At 50.1% G+C, this 15,938-nt stretch carries 10 protein-coding genes, 1 tRNA gene and 1 riboswitch (1 of these 12 only partly in view); of the genes, 5 read left to right on the top strand and 6 right to left on the bottom strand.

Annotated features, from left to right (window positions below; translation table 11 throughout):
* Positions 1-25 precede the first annotated feature (25 nt).
* Positions 26-99, top strand: a tRNA-Arg gene (locus NZM05_02130).
* A 34-nt stretch (positions 100-133) separates the two neighbouring features.
* Here NZM05_02130 and NZM05_02135 read toward each other — a convergent pair.
* Positions 134-2,902 (bottom strand): M14 family metallopeptidase, encoded by a 2,769-nt coding sequence (locus NZM05_02135; GenBank protein ID MCS7012419.1) that lies wholly within the window; start codon positions 2,900-2,902, stop codon positions 134-136.
* Positions 2,903-3,156: 254 nt separating this feature from the next.
* Between NZM05_02135 and NZM05_02140 the strand changes: the two genes are divergently transcribed.
* Positions 3,157-5,340, top strand: a complete 2,184-nt coding sequence (locus NZM05_02140) for a bifunctional (p)ppGpp synthetase/guanosine-3',5'-bis(diphosphate) 3'-pyrophosphohydrolase (protein ID MCS7012420.1) — start codon at positions 3,157-3,159, stop codon at positions 5,338-5,340.
* 64 nt (positions 5,341-5,404) lie between these two features.
* Here the strand turns inward: NZM05_02140 and NZM05_02145 are convergent, their stop codons facing one another.
* On the bottom strand, positions 5,405-6,688 hold the full coding sequence (locus NZM05_02145) for an insulinase family protein (protein ID MCS7012421.1): 1,284 nt from the start codon (positions 6,686-6,688) through the stop codon (positions 5,405-5,407).
* Positions 6,689-6,763: 75 nt separating this feature from the next.
* Between NZM05_02145 and hscB the strand changes: the two genes are divergently transcribed.
* Genes hscB through NZM05_02160 form a run of 3 tightly spaced genes read left to right on the top strand, consistent with a single transcriptional unit; the run spans position 6,764 to position 8,961 of the window.
* The gene (hscB, locus tag NZM05_02150) at positions 6,764-7,330 is read left to right on the top strand and encodes a Fe-S protein assembly co-chaperone HscB (protein MCS7012422.1); all 567 of its coding nucleotides are present in this window, start codon (positions 6,764-6,766) and stop codon (positions 7,328-7,330) included.
* A 13-nt stretch (positions 7,331-7,343) separates the two neighbouring features.
* Positions 7,344-8,354 (top strand): SDR family NAD(P)-dependent oxidoreductase, encoded by a 1,011-nt coding sequence (locus NZM05_02155; GenBank protein ID MCS7012423.1) that lies wholly within the window; start codon positions 7,344-7,346, stop codon positions 8,352-8,354.
* A 16-nt stretch (positions 8,355-8,370) separates the two neighbouring features.
* A complete protein-coding gene (locus NZM05_02160) occupies positions 8,371-8,961 on the top strand; it encodes a thioredoxin family protein (GenBank protein MCS7012424.1) in 591 nt (196 codons plus the stop codon).
* 23 nt (positions 8,962-8,984) lie between these two features.
* Here the strand turns inward: NZM05_02160 and NZM05_02165 are convergent, their stop codons facing one another.
* From NZM05_02165 to metE, 4 genes are all read right to left on the bottom strand, one after another.
* A complete protein-coding gene (locus NZM05_02165) occupies positions 8,985-9,545 on the bottom strand; it encodes a cob(I)yrinic acid a,c-diamide adenosyltransferase (protein ID MCS7012425.1) in 561 nt (186 codons plus the stop codon).
* Between the two features lie 27 nt (positions 9,546-9,572).
* The gene (locus NZM05_02170) at positions 9,573-11,519 is read right to left on the bottom strand and encodes a TonB-dependent receptor (protein ID MCS7012426.1); all 1,947 of its coding nucleotides are present in this window, start codon (positions 11,517-11,519) and stop codon (positions 9,573-9,575) included.
* 173 nt (positions 11,520-11,692) lie between these two features.
* On the bottom strand, positions 11,693-12,907 hold the full coding sequence (locus tag NZM05_02175) for a VLRF1 family aeRF1-type release factor (GenBank protein ID MCS7012427.1): 1,215 nt from the start codon (positions 12,905-12,907) through the stop codon (positions 11,693-11,695).
* 451 nt (positions 12,908-13,358) lie between these two features.
* On the bottom strand, positions 13,359-15,668 hold the full coding sequence (gene metE / locus NZM05_02180; protein ID MCS7012428.1) for a 5-methyltetrahydropteroyltriglutamate--homocysteine S-methyltransferase: 2,310 nt from the start codon (positions 15,666-15,668) through the stop codon (positions 13,359-13,361).
* Between the two features lie 223 nt (positions 15,669-15,891).
* A riboswitch (cobalamin riboswitch) is annotated at positions 15,892-15,938 on the bottom strand; it runs 145 nt beyond the window's last position.

Raw genomic sequence — 15,938 nt, forward strand, 5'->3', positions numbered from 1 at the left:
TTTACCTAACTTTGCGCCACTTTTTGCACCGATAGCTCAATTGGATAGAGCACCAGACTTCGACTCTGGCGGCTGGGGGTTCGAGTCCCTCTCGGTGCACAAGTTACCTATCCGCTGAGCTGTATGTTCACTGCTACCACTCTACGCTCTGACGCGTGCCAAATCCAACCCCGTAGTAGATTGCGTTTAGCAAAAGCCGCTCAGTAGCGTGAAAATACGCCCGAAAGTTTGGCTCCCCTGCAAATAGGATTACTTGTCCTCGTCCTTTAGCTTCTCGCATCAGGTAGCCTGTTTTCGCCCACCCTGCACGCGCTTCTGGCCACAGCAATCCTGACACTCGCAAGTTTTCAGCATCCGCAAAGCGCCCGACCGTCTCCACAGGTGGTTTGGAAAGGTAGATATGCGGCGTTGCGATTGTCGCTGCGACTTTTTCACCCGCCCCAAACGCTAACCAATGCTCCTCATTGAGCTTGACGGTGAGCAAAGCTCCGCGTGGCATAAAGAGCCTGATGCGCTCATCTTCGCGCTGCAAGGCTTCATCATCTTTTTTCTCAGGCTTTTCTTCTTTACTGGGCTTTGGGGTTTCTCTGCGTTGAGGCTCCCAAATCTCAAGGCTATCGAGTTTTTTGCCTATGCTCTCCTCGAGTTGCAACGCTGCTTCGTAGCTTTGCAAGGCTTTCAGAGCCTGACTGCGGAGTCGCACGCTAGTCAGCGACTGCGCACTATCAGCCAGAAAAGCTGCCGCATCCTCAATCGCAATCAGTGTGCCACCTTGCTCCACCCATCTTTCGAGCGCCTTTGCACCTTTTGTGCCGATGGAGTATTGGTAATTGCCGCTCGGCATAATTAGCACATTGTATCGCTGTAAGTCATACCGAGAGAGTGCATTCGGATTGAGAAGCGAGACGCGCTGCCTTAGACGCGCATCTAAAAGATGCCAAATCGGGGCAAAACTGGTTGGCTCTACCCCATCACCAACAAGAATACCAATTTTAGGCGCATAAAGTAGCACAAATTCGTTGCCACCTAAGTCTGGTCCTTTGCTGGCTCGCGCTGTGCTGACACCATAGAATGTAACTCCTGTCTCTTTGGCAATCTCGGTGAGGGTCTGCAGTAGCGAAGGTGGATTTTCATTTTTGCGAAGCAGCAGTGCCCCGCGCGGGTAACTTCTTCCAGCTATCTCAAACGGCTTGCGTGCTGCATAGACTTTGCAATCCTTTGCCAAAAGCCGTGAGAGCGCCCACATGGCTCGTTCATCGGTGGCATCTAACAGAAAGCCATATCGAGCATCAGGATTTTCCAGCTTGCCTTGCGGCGAAGTAGGCATTGCTGCCGGTTTGGCTGGCACATTCGGCAATGTGCGACTCCAATAACACTCCAGTCCGTAGGCGATTGGCATTGACCACCCCGTTACATCATAGATTTTTGACTCACCATTTTTTTCCAGCTCATACCGCTCTTCTTGCAGAAACGACAGCGGCATGCGCGGGTCGAATTCCATCATCACTTTGGCGAGCCTACCATTAGGCTGATTTAGGCGCACAATCAGCGTCCCTTTTGGAAAATTGCGCACGGTTGCCTTGCCGCTCCAGTAGTCGACTGCGTTAATAGAAAACTCTTGCTCTGCAATCTCCACCTCAATTTTGTGCATCAGCAGCTTTTCCAACATCCGCTCCACGCGCGTGATTTGAGCTGTTGGCACGATGAAGAAAGCGGCAGGGTCGTTTGCGCCACGCGTTGCCCCCTCTTTACGCAGCGCAAAAAAATCTCTCAGCAGCTCTGTGCGGTTGTTTGCCGCAGTGGTTAGGTTTGCCAGCGAGCTGACAAAATGATGATGCACCGCCTCACGATAGGTTAGCAGAGAGCCGTCTGGGCGCCTTACCAGCGAGCCTTGTGTTGAGGCTTGTTCGTAGAGAATCCCCACTGCCCCAATGTAGAGCGCATAAGAAGAGCCATAGCCCGCATACCACTCATCGAAAATCTCGCGAGTGTAGTAGCTCCAGCCGTATTGGTCAAACGCCTTAGCTTGCTCATCGCTAAAAATTTTCCACCACTTTTTGGTGATGTTTGAGATGTTGGGATTAATCGGTTCACTTGGTGGATTGAAGTAGTAAGTTTGGTCAGACCCCATTTCGTGAGCATCCACAATGAGTTGCGGTCGCCACGCCTGAATGGCTTTTACTCGTGCTTGGCTTTCTGGCGTTACCAACGCCAGCCAGTCCCGATTCATATCAAAGAGGTAGTGATTGAAGCGTCCACTGGGAAAGCCGCCTGTGTGGTTGAGGCTTTGTGCATCAGGATTCGGCACACTGCCTGACCACTGCACAAACTGCTGAATCGCACGCTCTCTGCCATCAGGATTTTCAACTGGCTCAATAATCACTACCAGCGCTTGACGCAGTTTTTCGGTCGCTGCATCTTTGCCTGCTGCAAGATGGTAGGCCACCTGCAGTGCGGCATCTGAGCCAGAGAGTTCATTGCCGTGCACGGTGTAAGCCAGCCAGACAATCGCTGGTAGCTTCTCCGATAGGGCATTCGCTTCTGTGGTAGAAAGCTTTCCTGAAGCCAGTTTCTCTATATCACTTCGAATTGCCGTCAGCCGTGCCAAATTTTCTTGTGAGGAAATGACTGCATAAATCATTTTGCGCTTCTCGAAGGTCTCGCCGAAGGTTTCAATCCTTACCAGCGGCGATTTTTCAGCCAGCGTTTGGAAGTAGCGCACGATGTCGCTATGCCTTGTCGCCTGTGAGCCTAATGGGTAGCCTAATACCGCATCAGGTGTTGGAATTGCAGGGTCGTAACTTGCATTCGGGTAAAAGGGCGGCGGCTCCATTTCTTGCGCCAGTATCCTTTCGGTAAAGAACAGCATGAGGGTGAGCACACGCAGTAGTTTTTTTGACATAGCAATGAACAGTTAAAGTTGATGGAATTGACAAAGATACGACCTGCTGCAGTCTTTTAGAGCGTCGCCTTTGACGATACTGCCTCAGCTTGAACGCTTTGCTTTCTGCAGCGCCTACCAGCTTAGCACTTTACGAATTGGTTTTCACCTGACAATTGTTTTTATTTCAAGTCCAGCCAAGTCGAAACTTGCAAGACTGTGTAGCGCGCAATACAGAGGCGTAAACCAAATGCTGAGAGGTGAAAGCTATGGCAATGATTGTTCAAATAGAAGAAGAGCACTACCTCAAGCTCAATGAACTTTTGGAACTCTGCAGAGCCAAACTGCACCGCTACGACGAGACGCTGATTCGCAAGGCGTTCTTTATGTGTTACCGTGCGCATAGCTCTGTAAAGCGTGCCTCTGGTGAGCCTTACTTTTATCACCCCGTTGAGGTTGCCAAAATTATGCTGGAAGAAATTCCGCTTGACGATGTCTCTGTAGCGGCAGCGTTGTTACACGATGTCGTAGAGGACACGGAATACACGATTGATGACATTCGTGATGAATTTGGCGATGAAGTGGCGACGATTGTGGAGGGGCTGACAAAAATTTCCGATGTTTTTGCGAATCGTGAAATCAAGGAAGCAGAGAGCTTTCGCAAGATGCTGCTTTCGATGATTCACGACATTCGTGTCATTCTCATCAAGTTTTGCGACCGCCTACACAATATGCGCACCTTAGATGCGCTCCCCCCGCATCGCCAAGTGAAAATTGCCACCGAGACGCGCGACATCTATGCGCCTTTTGCACACCGCTTTGGCTTAGGCAAAATCAAAATCGAGCTTGAAAACCTTGCCTTCAAGTATCTCGACCGAGAAGCATATGATGACTTGGTGGAAGCCTTGAAGCTCACTCGCGCAGAGCGCATGGCATACCTCGAGACCGTGATGCAGCCGATTGAAAAAGAACTGCGTCAGCGCGGCTTTGACTTTGAGATTGTCGGTCGACCGAAGCACCTTTACTCCATCTACACCAAGATGCGCACGCAAAATAAGTCGCTTTCTGAAATCTATGACCTCTACGGCATTCGCATCATTCTCAATTCAGACAATCCATCGGATTGCTTTAGCGTCTACGGCTACATTACCCAGATTTTCCAGCCTGTACCTGAGCGCTTTAAGGACTATATCTCTGTGCCGAAGCATAATGGCTACCAGTCGCTACACACAACGATAATTGGTCCGAAAGGCAGAATGGTGGAAGTGCAGATTCGCACGCGCAAAATGCATGAGTTTGCTGAAAACGGTGTAGCGGCACACTGGCGATACAAGGAAAAGGTCAGCACCAAAGATGAGGCAATTGACTCGCTGATTCGCTGGGCGCGTGAGTTAATTGAGAATGCTGACTCTGCCTCCGCTTTTATGGAAGGCTTCCGAATGAATCTTTATCAAGATGAGATTTATGTCTTCACGCCCAAAGGTGATATGAAAGTTTTACCGCGCAACGCTACGCCTGTTGATTTTGCCTTTGAGATTCATACGGAAATTGGTATGCGCTGCATCGGCGCAAAGGTAAATGGTAAAATCGTTGCGCTCAACACCAAACTTAAATCTGGTGACCAAGTTGAAATCATCACTTCCAAACATCAGACTCCTAAAGCTGACTGGGAAAAATTCGTTGTTACGCACAAAGCCAAGCTCAAAATTCGCCAGTTTCTCAATGAAGAGCGCCGCACACAAATTGAAGAAGGACGCACCATTTGGGCAAAACTCATTGAGAAAACCAAGAAAGCTATCAGTGAAAGCGAACTGGTTAGGCTTGCTCGGCACTATGGGTTGCCCACTGTAGCGGACTTTTTCCGTGCAATTGCTGCCAAAGAAATTAACCCCGAGAAAGCTCTGCACGAGCTTTCACAGCCCGAGCAGAAGCCAGAAAAGCAGGTTATTCGCTACACGGACTTTCTCAAAGATGCGCGCCAAACCCATGCGCTGGTTGCAGACCGGTCTAATGAGCCAGTGGTCATTGAAGGAATGAACGGTATTGCCTTTGGGTATGCAAAGTGCTGCAATCCCGTGCCCGGCGATGAAATTATCGGTATTGTAACCGCTGGGGGTATCGTCAAGATTCATCGTCGCAATTGCCGCAATGTCAACAATGAGCAAATTCTAAAAAGCGGTAAGCTGGTTTCCGTCAGTTGGAAAGCCAGTCCCACAAATGAATTCTTGGCAGGGCTGCGCATCTTCGGCGAAGACAAGATGGGAATGACTAACGAAATCACACAAGCAATTCTTAAGACGGAGACCAACATTCGCAGTATTGCACTTAATGCTAAGGACGGGATATTCGAGGGCACAGTGGTTGTCTATGTCAAAGATATTGCGCATCTCAGTCGCTTAGTGGAACGCATCAAGCGCATTGATGGTGTCTTTACTGTAGAGCGATTCTCAAATGCGTAACTTCACCCACTCATCACTTTGCTTCTTCTTTACTGATGCACACTGATGAGTTTGAGTTACACCTTCACTTTCGCTTCTTCGGTAAGTAGGTTAGCATAGAGCCGAGTCTTTCATCAAACACTGTTTCTGCCACCGCGCGCAAGTCTTTTGGCATTACTGCATCAATTCGCTCAATGATTTCGTCGCTGGAAAGAATTCGACCAAAGTAATACATATCGCGTGCAATATGCGAGATGCGGCTCGACATACTCTCTTGCGCCATAATCACCCCGCCTTTCAGTTGTGCTTTGGCCAGTTCTAATTCTTTTGCTGGCACGGTTTTCTCTGTCAGCTTATCTAACTCCCTGCGAATGGATTGTATAGACTGCGACACCTTCTCATAATCCGTGCCCATGTAGATGCTCAGCATATTGGTCTCATCATAGTGATGCAGCGACGAAAAGACGGTGTAAGCCAAGCCTTGTTTTTCACGTAGCTCCAAATTCAGCCTCGAGCTCATTCCGCCGCCTAAGACCATATTGAGCAAATGCGCTGCATAGTAGGTCTCGTCGTTTCGCGCCATTGGGAAACCCAGCATAATGTGTGCCTGCGAGATTGGCTTTACTTTCTCTTTCACGAAGGGTCGGTATGTCTCGTGCAAGTAGGCTTGACGCAGTCGCCCATTGCCCTGTCGACGCTTTGGAATATACTTCTCTGCCAGCGCCAGCATGGCCTTGTGTGATACATTGCCTGCCGCTACCAGCAACATCTTGTTGGTTGTGTAGGCTTCGCTCAGGTATTCCTGAACTGCAGCGCGTGTAAAAGCCCGCACCGTCTTTGGCGTGCCTGCAATTGGTAAGCCAAGTGGGTGGTTGGGGTAAAACAGCTCATCAAATTCATCGCTAATTAGTTCATCAGGCGTATCCTCAATGCTTTTGATTTCTTCAATGATGACGTCTTTTTCTTTTTCAAGCTCTTCGTCTGGGAAAGTGGGGTTAAAGACCAAGTCAGCCAGCACATCTACAGCGACACGCACATATTCATCCAAGACGCGTGCATAAAAGCAGGTTTGCTCCTTGCTGGTATAAGCGTTTAGGTAGCCGCCCACGCGTTCTAAGCTCTTTGAGATTTCAATGTAGTCTCGCTTCTTTGTGCCTTTGAACACCATGTGCTCAATGAAGTGCGAGATGCCATTCAGCTCTGCGGATTCGTCACGTGAGCCAGTGCCGACCCATAGCCCAACGGAGACGCTTCGGACGGTCTTCACTGTCTCCGTAATCACGGTTAAACCATTTGGAAGCGTGGTCATCTCTGCCGTTGAGGGCAGTGCTTGCAACGGCGATGATGAAACCAACTTTGCCTTATGCATAGCCCCAAAGTAAATTGATAAGAGAAAAACCGTAGCAGCGACAAAAAAGTTTGAGCGAATATAAAGCGGCTATCTATGACGCAAAAGAAAAATTACTTTGAGCTTTTTGGCTTGCCTGAAACCCTTAACCTTGATGTCAAGGAATTGCAGAAACGCTTCTATGCCCTTTCTCGTGCTGTGCACCCCGACTTTCACCAGACGGCTACAGAGGCACAAAAAACGCTGAGCTTAGACGCATCGTCTGAACTTAACCAAGCATTTTTGACCCTCAAAGACCGCGAAAAGCGCCTGCACTATGTGATTAACACCTACTTAGGTGAGCTAAGCGATGCTGAAAAAAAACAAACGCCCTCCGAGTTACTTATGCAACTTATGGAAATCCGCGAGAAACTTGAGGACTTCAAGCACCGAAAGGATGATGCTACACGCATCGACTTACAGCGTGAGGTTCAAGCACTTCGCAATGAGCAACAGCGTATTGACGAAGCAATTAATAACCTTATGACGCAATTCGACCAAGCCACCACAGAAGAGACTAAACGGCAAGTGCTTGCCCAGATTCGCAAATGGTTACTGAAGAAAAACTACCTTCGCTCGCTTGCCAGCTCAATAGAAAGCGAGCTTAATCCATCCGAAGTCTGAGCGCAAAGGCTAAATGAACATTCTCATCACGGGTGCAACGGGTTATATTGGGGTAGCACTGGCAGAATACCTACATCGCCATTATGGGCGAAGCATTGCGCTGCTTGCACTTTCTCGCCCAAGTTCGCCACGTGAACGGCTCTCGCACTTGCCGATTACATTTCTTAGCGGCGACCTTACTGAGGCAGTCTCCGTCTGGCGTGCTATTGAGAAAGCCGACGTGGTTTTCCATGTTGCTGGGTTGGTCTCCTACCAGCAACGTGACTACCAGCGGCTCTACCAAACGAATGTAATGGGCACTCGCAATGTGGTGGATGCTTGTCTGCGAAGTAAAGTCAAGCGGCTTATCCACACCAGCTCGACGGCTGCCATCGGCGTGGTAAGCAGGTTAAACACGGAGCAAACACCTTTTCAGAGCTGGCAAATGCGGATTGGTTATATGGCATCGAAGTATTTGGCGGAGTTGGAAGTCTTACGGGGCGTTGCCGAAGGGTTAGATGCAGTTATCGTCAATCCGGGCATCGTAATTGGCGAGGTTCGGGGAATTGATAATGCCACCTCTCGACTGATTCGACAAATTTTCCGTGGTGAAATTCCCTTCTACCCCACTGGCGGCGCAGGTTTTGTCGACATTGAAGATGTCGTCGCTGCGCATCACTTAGCTTGGCACAAAGGTCAGTGTGGAGAGCGGTATATCATTGTGTCAGAGAACCTCTTGTATCAGACGCTGTATGAGCATCTTGCTCAGCTGGGTGGACGCAGTCGCACGGCTGTGCCCCTTAGCCGCACTTTAGGTCGCATCTTCGCACTCAGCGCTGAGATGATTTCTATACTCTTTGGCATTGATACACCAATCGCGCTCGACAGCGTGCGCCTTTCAGAGCGCGTGCTTTTCTACGACAATACCAAATCGCGCCAAGAATTAGGTCTCACCTACCAGCCCATTGAAAAAACGCTGGAAACCCTTCTCTTTTCTTCGTATAAGTTTCAGTTGCAACGCTTCTCGAGCATGAGTGCAGGCTAACTAAACTTTGAAAGCGATGAAGCACATCTTTAAGTTTTTCTCTGCTGCTGCACTGTGGGGGCTTATGGCATCGTTGCTATGGGCTCAACCTTCGGGTTTACAGCCCGGCGCCGTCGTGCCGAATTTTACTCTGCCGACTATTGACGGTGAGCTATACTCGCTCTATGCGCAGAAGGGTAAAAAGGGGTTTGTGGTGGTGTTCATCTCGACCCAATGCCCTGTCTCCAATGCCTACAATGCGCGCTACATTAAGCTGGCAGAGATGGCCAAACAAAGCCTGATAGAATGGATTGCCATCAATCCAAATGAAACAGAGCCACTTGATGAAGTGCGTTTGCACGCTCGAGAAAAAGGCTTTCCCTTTCCCGTTCTAAAAGATGAGGGCAACCGCGTCACTGACCTTTTTGGTGCGAAATACACGCCAGAAGTTTTCCTACTGGACGCCAATTTCCGATTGCTCTATCGTGGCCGTATTGACGACAACCAACGCGAAGAGCGAGTGGTGTCCAAAGATTTGGAAGAAGCTATTGCAGCATATTTAGCTGGCTTGCGCGTGCCCAATCCTGTTACAACTGCACGTGGCTGCCTTATCAAACGCTCTTCTTGAAGTCAGTTACCAAGACTGATTTGCTAAAACTCAATGCCCAAGCGTGCTGGCACGCCTTCATCAAAGTAATGCTTCACTTTTCGCATTTCGGTAATTAGGTCTGCGCGCCGCTCCAGTTCGTCCCAGATTTTGTGCCCTGTCATGACCAGCTCGCATGGTCGTCCTGCTGCTTCGTAGCAATCGAGCAATTCTATCAGGTCAGATGGCTTCAGCAGGTTGTAGGCTACGGCGGCTAAGGCTTCATCGAGCACCAGCAAATTGAGATTTCCGCTTTTGATAAAGGCTCTTGCTACCTCCAATCCACGCTGCGCTTCTTTTAGGTCTTCGTCTTGGTTTTTGAATCGAAACGTGCCATCTGGCATCATTCGCTCGCAACCTGTTGGCACCAGTTCAATAGGGTAGCCAATGTCTCGAAGTTTGCGCAAAATCAATCGCTCAGAGTAGTGTTCATTTTGTCCATCGTAGCCTTTGTCGAACTGCACAATTGCCACTCGGTGGCCTGCTCCTAATGCGCGAATTGAAAGCCCAATGACGGATGTGGTTTTGCCTTTGCCGTATCCGTAGTAGAGGTGAATTTTATGCATTCGTTTATGTGCGATGGTTGGAAGGTTTTAGTATGAAACGCTCAGCGTTAGACGAACATTTCTGCCGGGCATTGGGAAGCTGCGAATGACCTCATACTGCTCATCAAACAGATTGTTGATGTCCAGCTTCAGCGCTGCCGTGAGTTCCCACAGCCGCTCTTCCGTGCGCAACGACACATCGCTTAGCATATAGGGTGGCAGCAGGTTTGCTATGATATTTTCACCCAGCTGATAGCGATACCCCACATAACTTTGCATCCAAACCAGACTCCACTTCCCCCACGACGCAGAGAGCATCAGCATTGCATACTCAAACGGCGTGTAAGCAATTTGATTGCCGAAGGTCGGGGAGTCAGGCGTCACATCTGTAACGGTCTGGTAGGTATAGTTTGCAGTAACCGCCCACTCAATCCCTAGCCACTTTTTGAAGAAGAGTTCCAAGCGTACATCCACTCCCCATGCCTCTACCACCGCAATGTTTTGCATTGACCAATTGAATGCATCACGCGGAATGGCCAAAATTTTATCGGTTGTCAGATTGCGAAATCCATCAAGGCGAAGCGCAGCGTATTGGAACAGGTCTGTCGCCAAAAGTTCGTAGCCAAGTCCTAAGTTGAATAGTTCTACGCGCTCAGGTCTGAGATTTATGTTTCCGACGCGTGTGTAGTAGAGGTCGTTGAAGGTTGGCATTCGAAAACTCTGCTTATAGGCTGCACGCGTGCGAAACCCAATATCCCGAAACGGCTTAAACGCCATAGCCAGTGTGGGCAACAGCACGCTTCTTTTCGGCGCTGCTTCTCCACGCACGGTTGTTTCCTGCACGAAGACCGAAAGAAGACTTGCATCTACACTCCATCCTTCCTCTCGGACTTTAGCCCCTACGGCTGTGTAGCTTGAAAAGCGCGTTGGTTTTGCAAATTGCCACAGCGTAGCATCTAAGTCGTTGAGCACTGCGTCGCTAGCGGCTGCGAGCGTTAGGGCTGCTGCTGGCTTAAAACAAATGCTTACCGAAAGGTAGCCCTCGCGCTGGGTGTAGCGGTCATCAATGCCATCTAAGCTCAGTGCCAGTGGGTCGATGAAACGCAGATAATTATGTGCGGCTTTGGCATTGAGCGCCATGCGGACTTGACTTGCCAGTTCCGTCTCAAATGTGGCTTGTGCAAACGCATCACGCGTCCACAGTCGCTGCTGTGAATTTTCAAAGTTGCCGATGATTGCTGCGTTAGGTAGTCCTCGCTCTGAGTCATAAAAGTATGCTTTGGCACGCAGCGTGGTTTTGCTGGCAAGCTTAGTGGCAAGGTCGAACTCCAGACGCGTCGTGTGCACATCGCTATTTCGGCGCTGCAGTGGAATTTGCTGGGCGCCGTCACGAAAAAGGTAACGGTATTGCCCGCTGGCTGTTTGTCGCTCGAAGCTCAATGCACCTCTCAGCCATTTGCTGGCAGAGAGGTCAGCACTGGCGCTGAGTCCGAAAAAATCAAATGACCCCAGTTGCAACATTGCTCGCATACTCAGCATTTTTGAGCTTTCACTGGCTTGCGAGCGGCTGGTGATACTTAGTAGACTTGCGCTGGCATATGCTCGCGCTGGACTAAGGTCATCGGTCGGATTGCCTTGCGAGAGTTCAATGCGAGCCACATTTTCCAGAGAAAACTTGCTGAGATCAATCTGTCCTGTCTGCGTGTCCGAGATTTTAATGCCATCGAGCTGCACGGTCGTGTGTTCTGCGCCCAAGCTGCGGACAGAGATGGTTTTCAGCCCACCAATCCCGCCATAGTCTTTTAGCATCACGCTCGGGAGTTGTCGTACGGCATCCGCAAGGCTATTGGCGGAAGTTTTTACCAGTTCCTCTTGCGACAGGCTCTCGAGCGGAATAGGTGATTCGGCAGGACGCACGGCACGCTTAGCGCGCACCTCCAGCTCCCGTCCCTCTACGCTCTTAATGGAGTCTGGCGTATGTGCATACACTTGCACAGCTATCGCAATGCAGGTCAGTATAACGAGGCATTCGCTGCGCATTCTATTACGCAAATCTCAGGGTTATGGTGAATGTTCACGCACCACTTTGCAGCCCTCAGAGCTTGGCAAGGTAAGGTCTTCTCTGAAGGCATAGCGTCAAGCCCCCTTTTGTGCAGACGCAAAATTCTTTACCAGCGCAATAGAGCTGCCATTCCTCCCATTTCCTTCAGCAGACGTGTTTCTGCTTCACCACAGACGAAGTCAATATCTGTCCCATAGGTTGATGCGACCTCGAAGGCATAGTCCTTGATTGACACTTGAATTGGCTGCTGGCACAATCGGTCTGCAATGTCTTTGGTCGCAGCTAAATACTGGTCATCGGGGCAATACCAGACTGTTTGGTCCAAATGCCACGGCAAGACCCATAGCCGCACACGCCCAAGCTGCAGCGCATCCAGCACAGGGTCGACACCCCAAATCCCGGGCTGGTTTTTGATTTGCTCCAGCAGTTGAAGTTCCTTAGCTCGCTCATAGGCCACAATCTCGGGCTCTACTTTCTTCCAAATCGCCTGTGCCGATGCTTCTCTGGCTTCCTGCCACAGCGGTCGTTTCGCAATCAACTTACTAAGCAAGCGTGGGCTGAGATACGATTCAAAATGGCTCACCTGCCACTCTTCGCCAAGCATTACAAGCCGCTCTATACGCCGCTCATCGACAAACCTTTCAAGCAAGATTTTCACATTCTTGTAGAAACTCTGCAGCCAATCACTGAGACGAGCTGCCGCTCGGTCTTTAGCAGAAAGTCGCTCAAACCGCCGCCCTGAGCGAAGCGCTTGAACACTCATAGAAAAGAGTTCAGACTCATGGCGAAGTTTTGCCCAGCGTTCCGCATCAATGCTTGCAAAAATGTCACGGTCCTCTCGCACTTCACCTAAATAGACTTCAAAGATGCGCCATCGCTGTTCATCTAAGACAAGAATGCCGACCCGTTCATACTCATCAACTGCAAACCATAGCGGCGTTAGATAAGGTCGTCCGTAGCGAACTTCTACATGCCCATTGGCGACATTGATTACAGGGAGTTCGATTTGCAAATCTAAGCGTTCATAGTGCAGTGTGCCCCTTGCATCACGGTATGCAAACAGTGCCAGTGTGCGCGCTTCAGGCCGTTCTGCCTCTATTAACTCCAGAACCTTGTCGTATAGCGGCTGGTCATGCTTACCTTGCGGTTCACGAATCGCCGTCAGGTCCTTCAAGCTGCTCTTTATGCGCTTCTTCCAAGCGCCACCCAGATTTTCAGGTTTTGCTGGATTGATGTCAGCATAAATGCTCAGGAAGTTGTCGGCGGCTGTCTCACCCCACTGCCTAAGTGCAGCAAGGGTGTTCTCAAGTTCAAAGTTCATACTGCAAGGTGTTTAAAGGTTTGTGAAAACTCTGCCTGCATAGCACTGCCCGCTATCGCCAAAGCAAGGCAGCTTACAAAAATTAGTAGTCTATGCAAGACTCAAACAAGCTTTCACCACAGACACCGCTCTGCTGAAATGCGCTTTTGCCTACCGTGCGGAACCTTGCGAAGGCTTTGGTAAGTAACCCACATTAGCCACAGCACTTTTTTTATGCTCTTGCTTCAATTCCCACAAGCACAGAGCGCACAAGCAATCGTCATACCTTGCAGCAATGTAAGCGCGCTCGTCATCACTGAGTGGCACAGTAGAGCACTGGCAAAGATTGATGGTGCCCATCTTGCACTCGAATCGCACGCCGCAACGCGGACATATTTTCTCTTCGTGATGTGGCATCGCAAACCAAAACGGACTTGAAAGCCCTCTCGAGCCTTCAAGTCCAATTTACAAATCACGCTTTCACTTCGCTGAACACCTCTCGCATCTGCGCTGCAGCACGCACCATATTTCTGAGCGCTGCTTTCGTCTCTTCCCACTTGCGCGTCTTTAAGCCGCAATCGGGATTGACCCAAATGTGCTCCACTGGCAACACTTCGGCGGCTTTGTTCAGCAGGCTTACCATTTCCTCCACGCTGGGCACGCGCGGCGAATGAATGTCATAGACGCCGGGGCCAATTTCATTCGGATACTTGAAGTCCGTGAAGGCTTTAAGCAGCTCCATCTCCGAGCGCGAGGTCTCAATCGTGATGACGTCGGCATCGAGCTTTGCAATGTGCTCAATGATGTCGTTAAACTCCGAGTAGCACATGTGCGTGTGAATTTGCGTCGAGTCTTCCACACCGCTTGAAGCCAAGCGAAACGCTTTGACTGCCCAGTCTAAGTATTCTGCCCAATCTTTTTTGCGAAGCGGCAAGCCTTCGCGGAACGCTGGCTCGTCAATCTGAATGATTTTGATGCCCGCTTTTTCCAGCGCAACGACTTCATCACGAATTGCTAGCGCAATCTGAAACGCCGTGTCCTTGCGAGGTTGGTCGTCGCGCACAAACGACCACTGCAAAATCGTCACAGGTCCTGTGAGCATTCCTTTCATCGGCTTCTGAGTGTGCGCCTGAGCGAAGCGACTCCAGCGCACCGTCAGGTCTCGGCTGCGCGCTACATCACCGAAGATGATGGGCGGTTTCACATAGCGACTGCCGTAGCTTTGCACCCAGCCATTTTCCGTGAAAACAAAACCGTCCAACAGTTCGCCGAAGTATTCAACCATATCATTGCGTTCAAACTCGCCATGCACAAGCACATCTAACCCAATCTCTTCTTGGAATCTAATCGCTTCAATAATTTCCTTCTCAATTTCGTGCTCATATTGCTCCTGCGTCAGTTCGCCTTTCTTTAGGCGCGCTCGCAGCTGACGCACTTCAGGCGTTTGTGGGAATGAACCAATCGTGGTCGTTGGAAAGAGCGGCAACTTGATATGCTCTTTTTGAATTTGCTGCCGCGTTGCAAAGTCGGACTTGCGTTCAAAATCTTTCTCCTCGATTGCGGCAAGGCGCGCCTTCACGGCAGGATTGTGAATGAGCGTTGAAGTGCGGCGGCTTTGATTGGCTTTGAGATTTTCTTGCAACTCTTTCTCCAACTCCGCCGACTTTTCGCCTTGCGCCAAGCGAGCCAGCGTAACAACCTCTCTGAGCTTCTGCTTCGCAAACGCAAGCCACTGTTTGATTTCAGGATTGAGTTTTTGCTCAAAGTCCAAATCAATCGGGCTGTGGAGTAGCGAGCACGATGGCGCAAGCCAAACGCGCTCAATGCCCACTTTTGTAACGGCTTTCTGAATGAGCAAGAGAGAACGCTCAAAATCGTTGCGCCAAACATTTCTGCCATCAACCACGCCAAGCGAGAGAATTTTCGTGCCAAGCTCAGGGTGATTGAGGACGTCATCCAACTGCGCAGAAGAGCGCACCACATCGAAGTGCAGGGCTTCAACAGGCAGACGCAGCGCCGTCGTAAGATTGTCGCCGTAGCCCTCAAAGTAAGCCGCCACGATAAGTTTGAGCTTGGGCACGGCTTTTCGGATTTCAGCGTATGCCGCTGCGAAGGCTTGGCGTTCCTTTTCGGTTAAATCCATCACGAGATACGGTTCATCGAGCTGAACCCACGTTGCGCCTTGCGCTTGCAATTTTTGCAGCACTTGGACATAGACGGGAAGCAAGCGGTCAAGCAAATCAATGCTTGCAAAACCGCCCTCTTTCTCTTTGCCCAAAAGCAAATACGAGACAGGACCAATGAGCACAGGCTTTGCCGCAATCCCTTGCGCTTTGGCTTCCTCAAATTCGTCAAAGACCTTTGTGCCGAAGAGTCGGAACGATTGATGTTTCTTGAACTCAGGCACGATGTAGTGGTAGTTCGTGTCGAACCACTTGGTCATTTCCATTGCGGTTACATCGAAGCCCTCCTTTTGATAGCCGCGCGCCATAGCGAAGTAGAGGTCGAGCGGCGATTTTGTTTCTGCAAGACGAGCGTAGCGGTCAGGGATTGCGCCCAGAAGCAGCGTCATATCTAACACTTGGTCGTAGAACGAAAAGTCATTTGCGGGAATGAGCTGAATCCCGACCTCTTTTTGAGTTTGCCAGTTTTGCGCCCTGATGTTACGCGCAGCTTGTAAGAGTTCCTCTTGCGAGAGCTTGCCAGACCAGTAGGCTTCGGAGGCTTTTTTGAGTTCTCGGTGGTTGCCTATTCTTGGATAGCCTAAGTTGTGCGTTTGCATTGCGACGTCGGTTTAAGTTATGAAAAACGCGATTAAAGAAAACTCGCAATGCGCTCGCAGAGTGAAGGCAGGACGAAAATGAAGTCGTTAGGTTAGAAGAATCCGAAGATGGCACCCCAAAGAAAGCAGGACAGGCAACGCTAGCGAGTAAGTAGCCCAGTGTGTTCGCGCGCTTTCTTTGTGAGTTCATCAGACCCGACAACCTGCCCCAATCCACGAGGGCATTTGTCAATGCCTTGCAGGCAAGTCTCCTGGCTTGTAGCAGTCTTT

Source organism: Chloroherpetonaceae bacterium, assembly GCA_025056565.1.
Classification (GTDB): domain Bacteria; phylum Bacteroidota; class Chlorobiia; order Chlorobiales; family Thermochlorobacteraceae; genus Thermochlorobacter.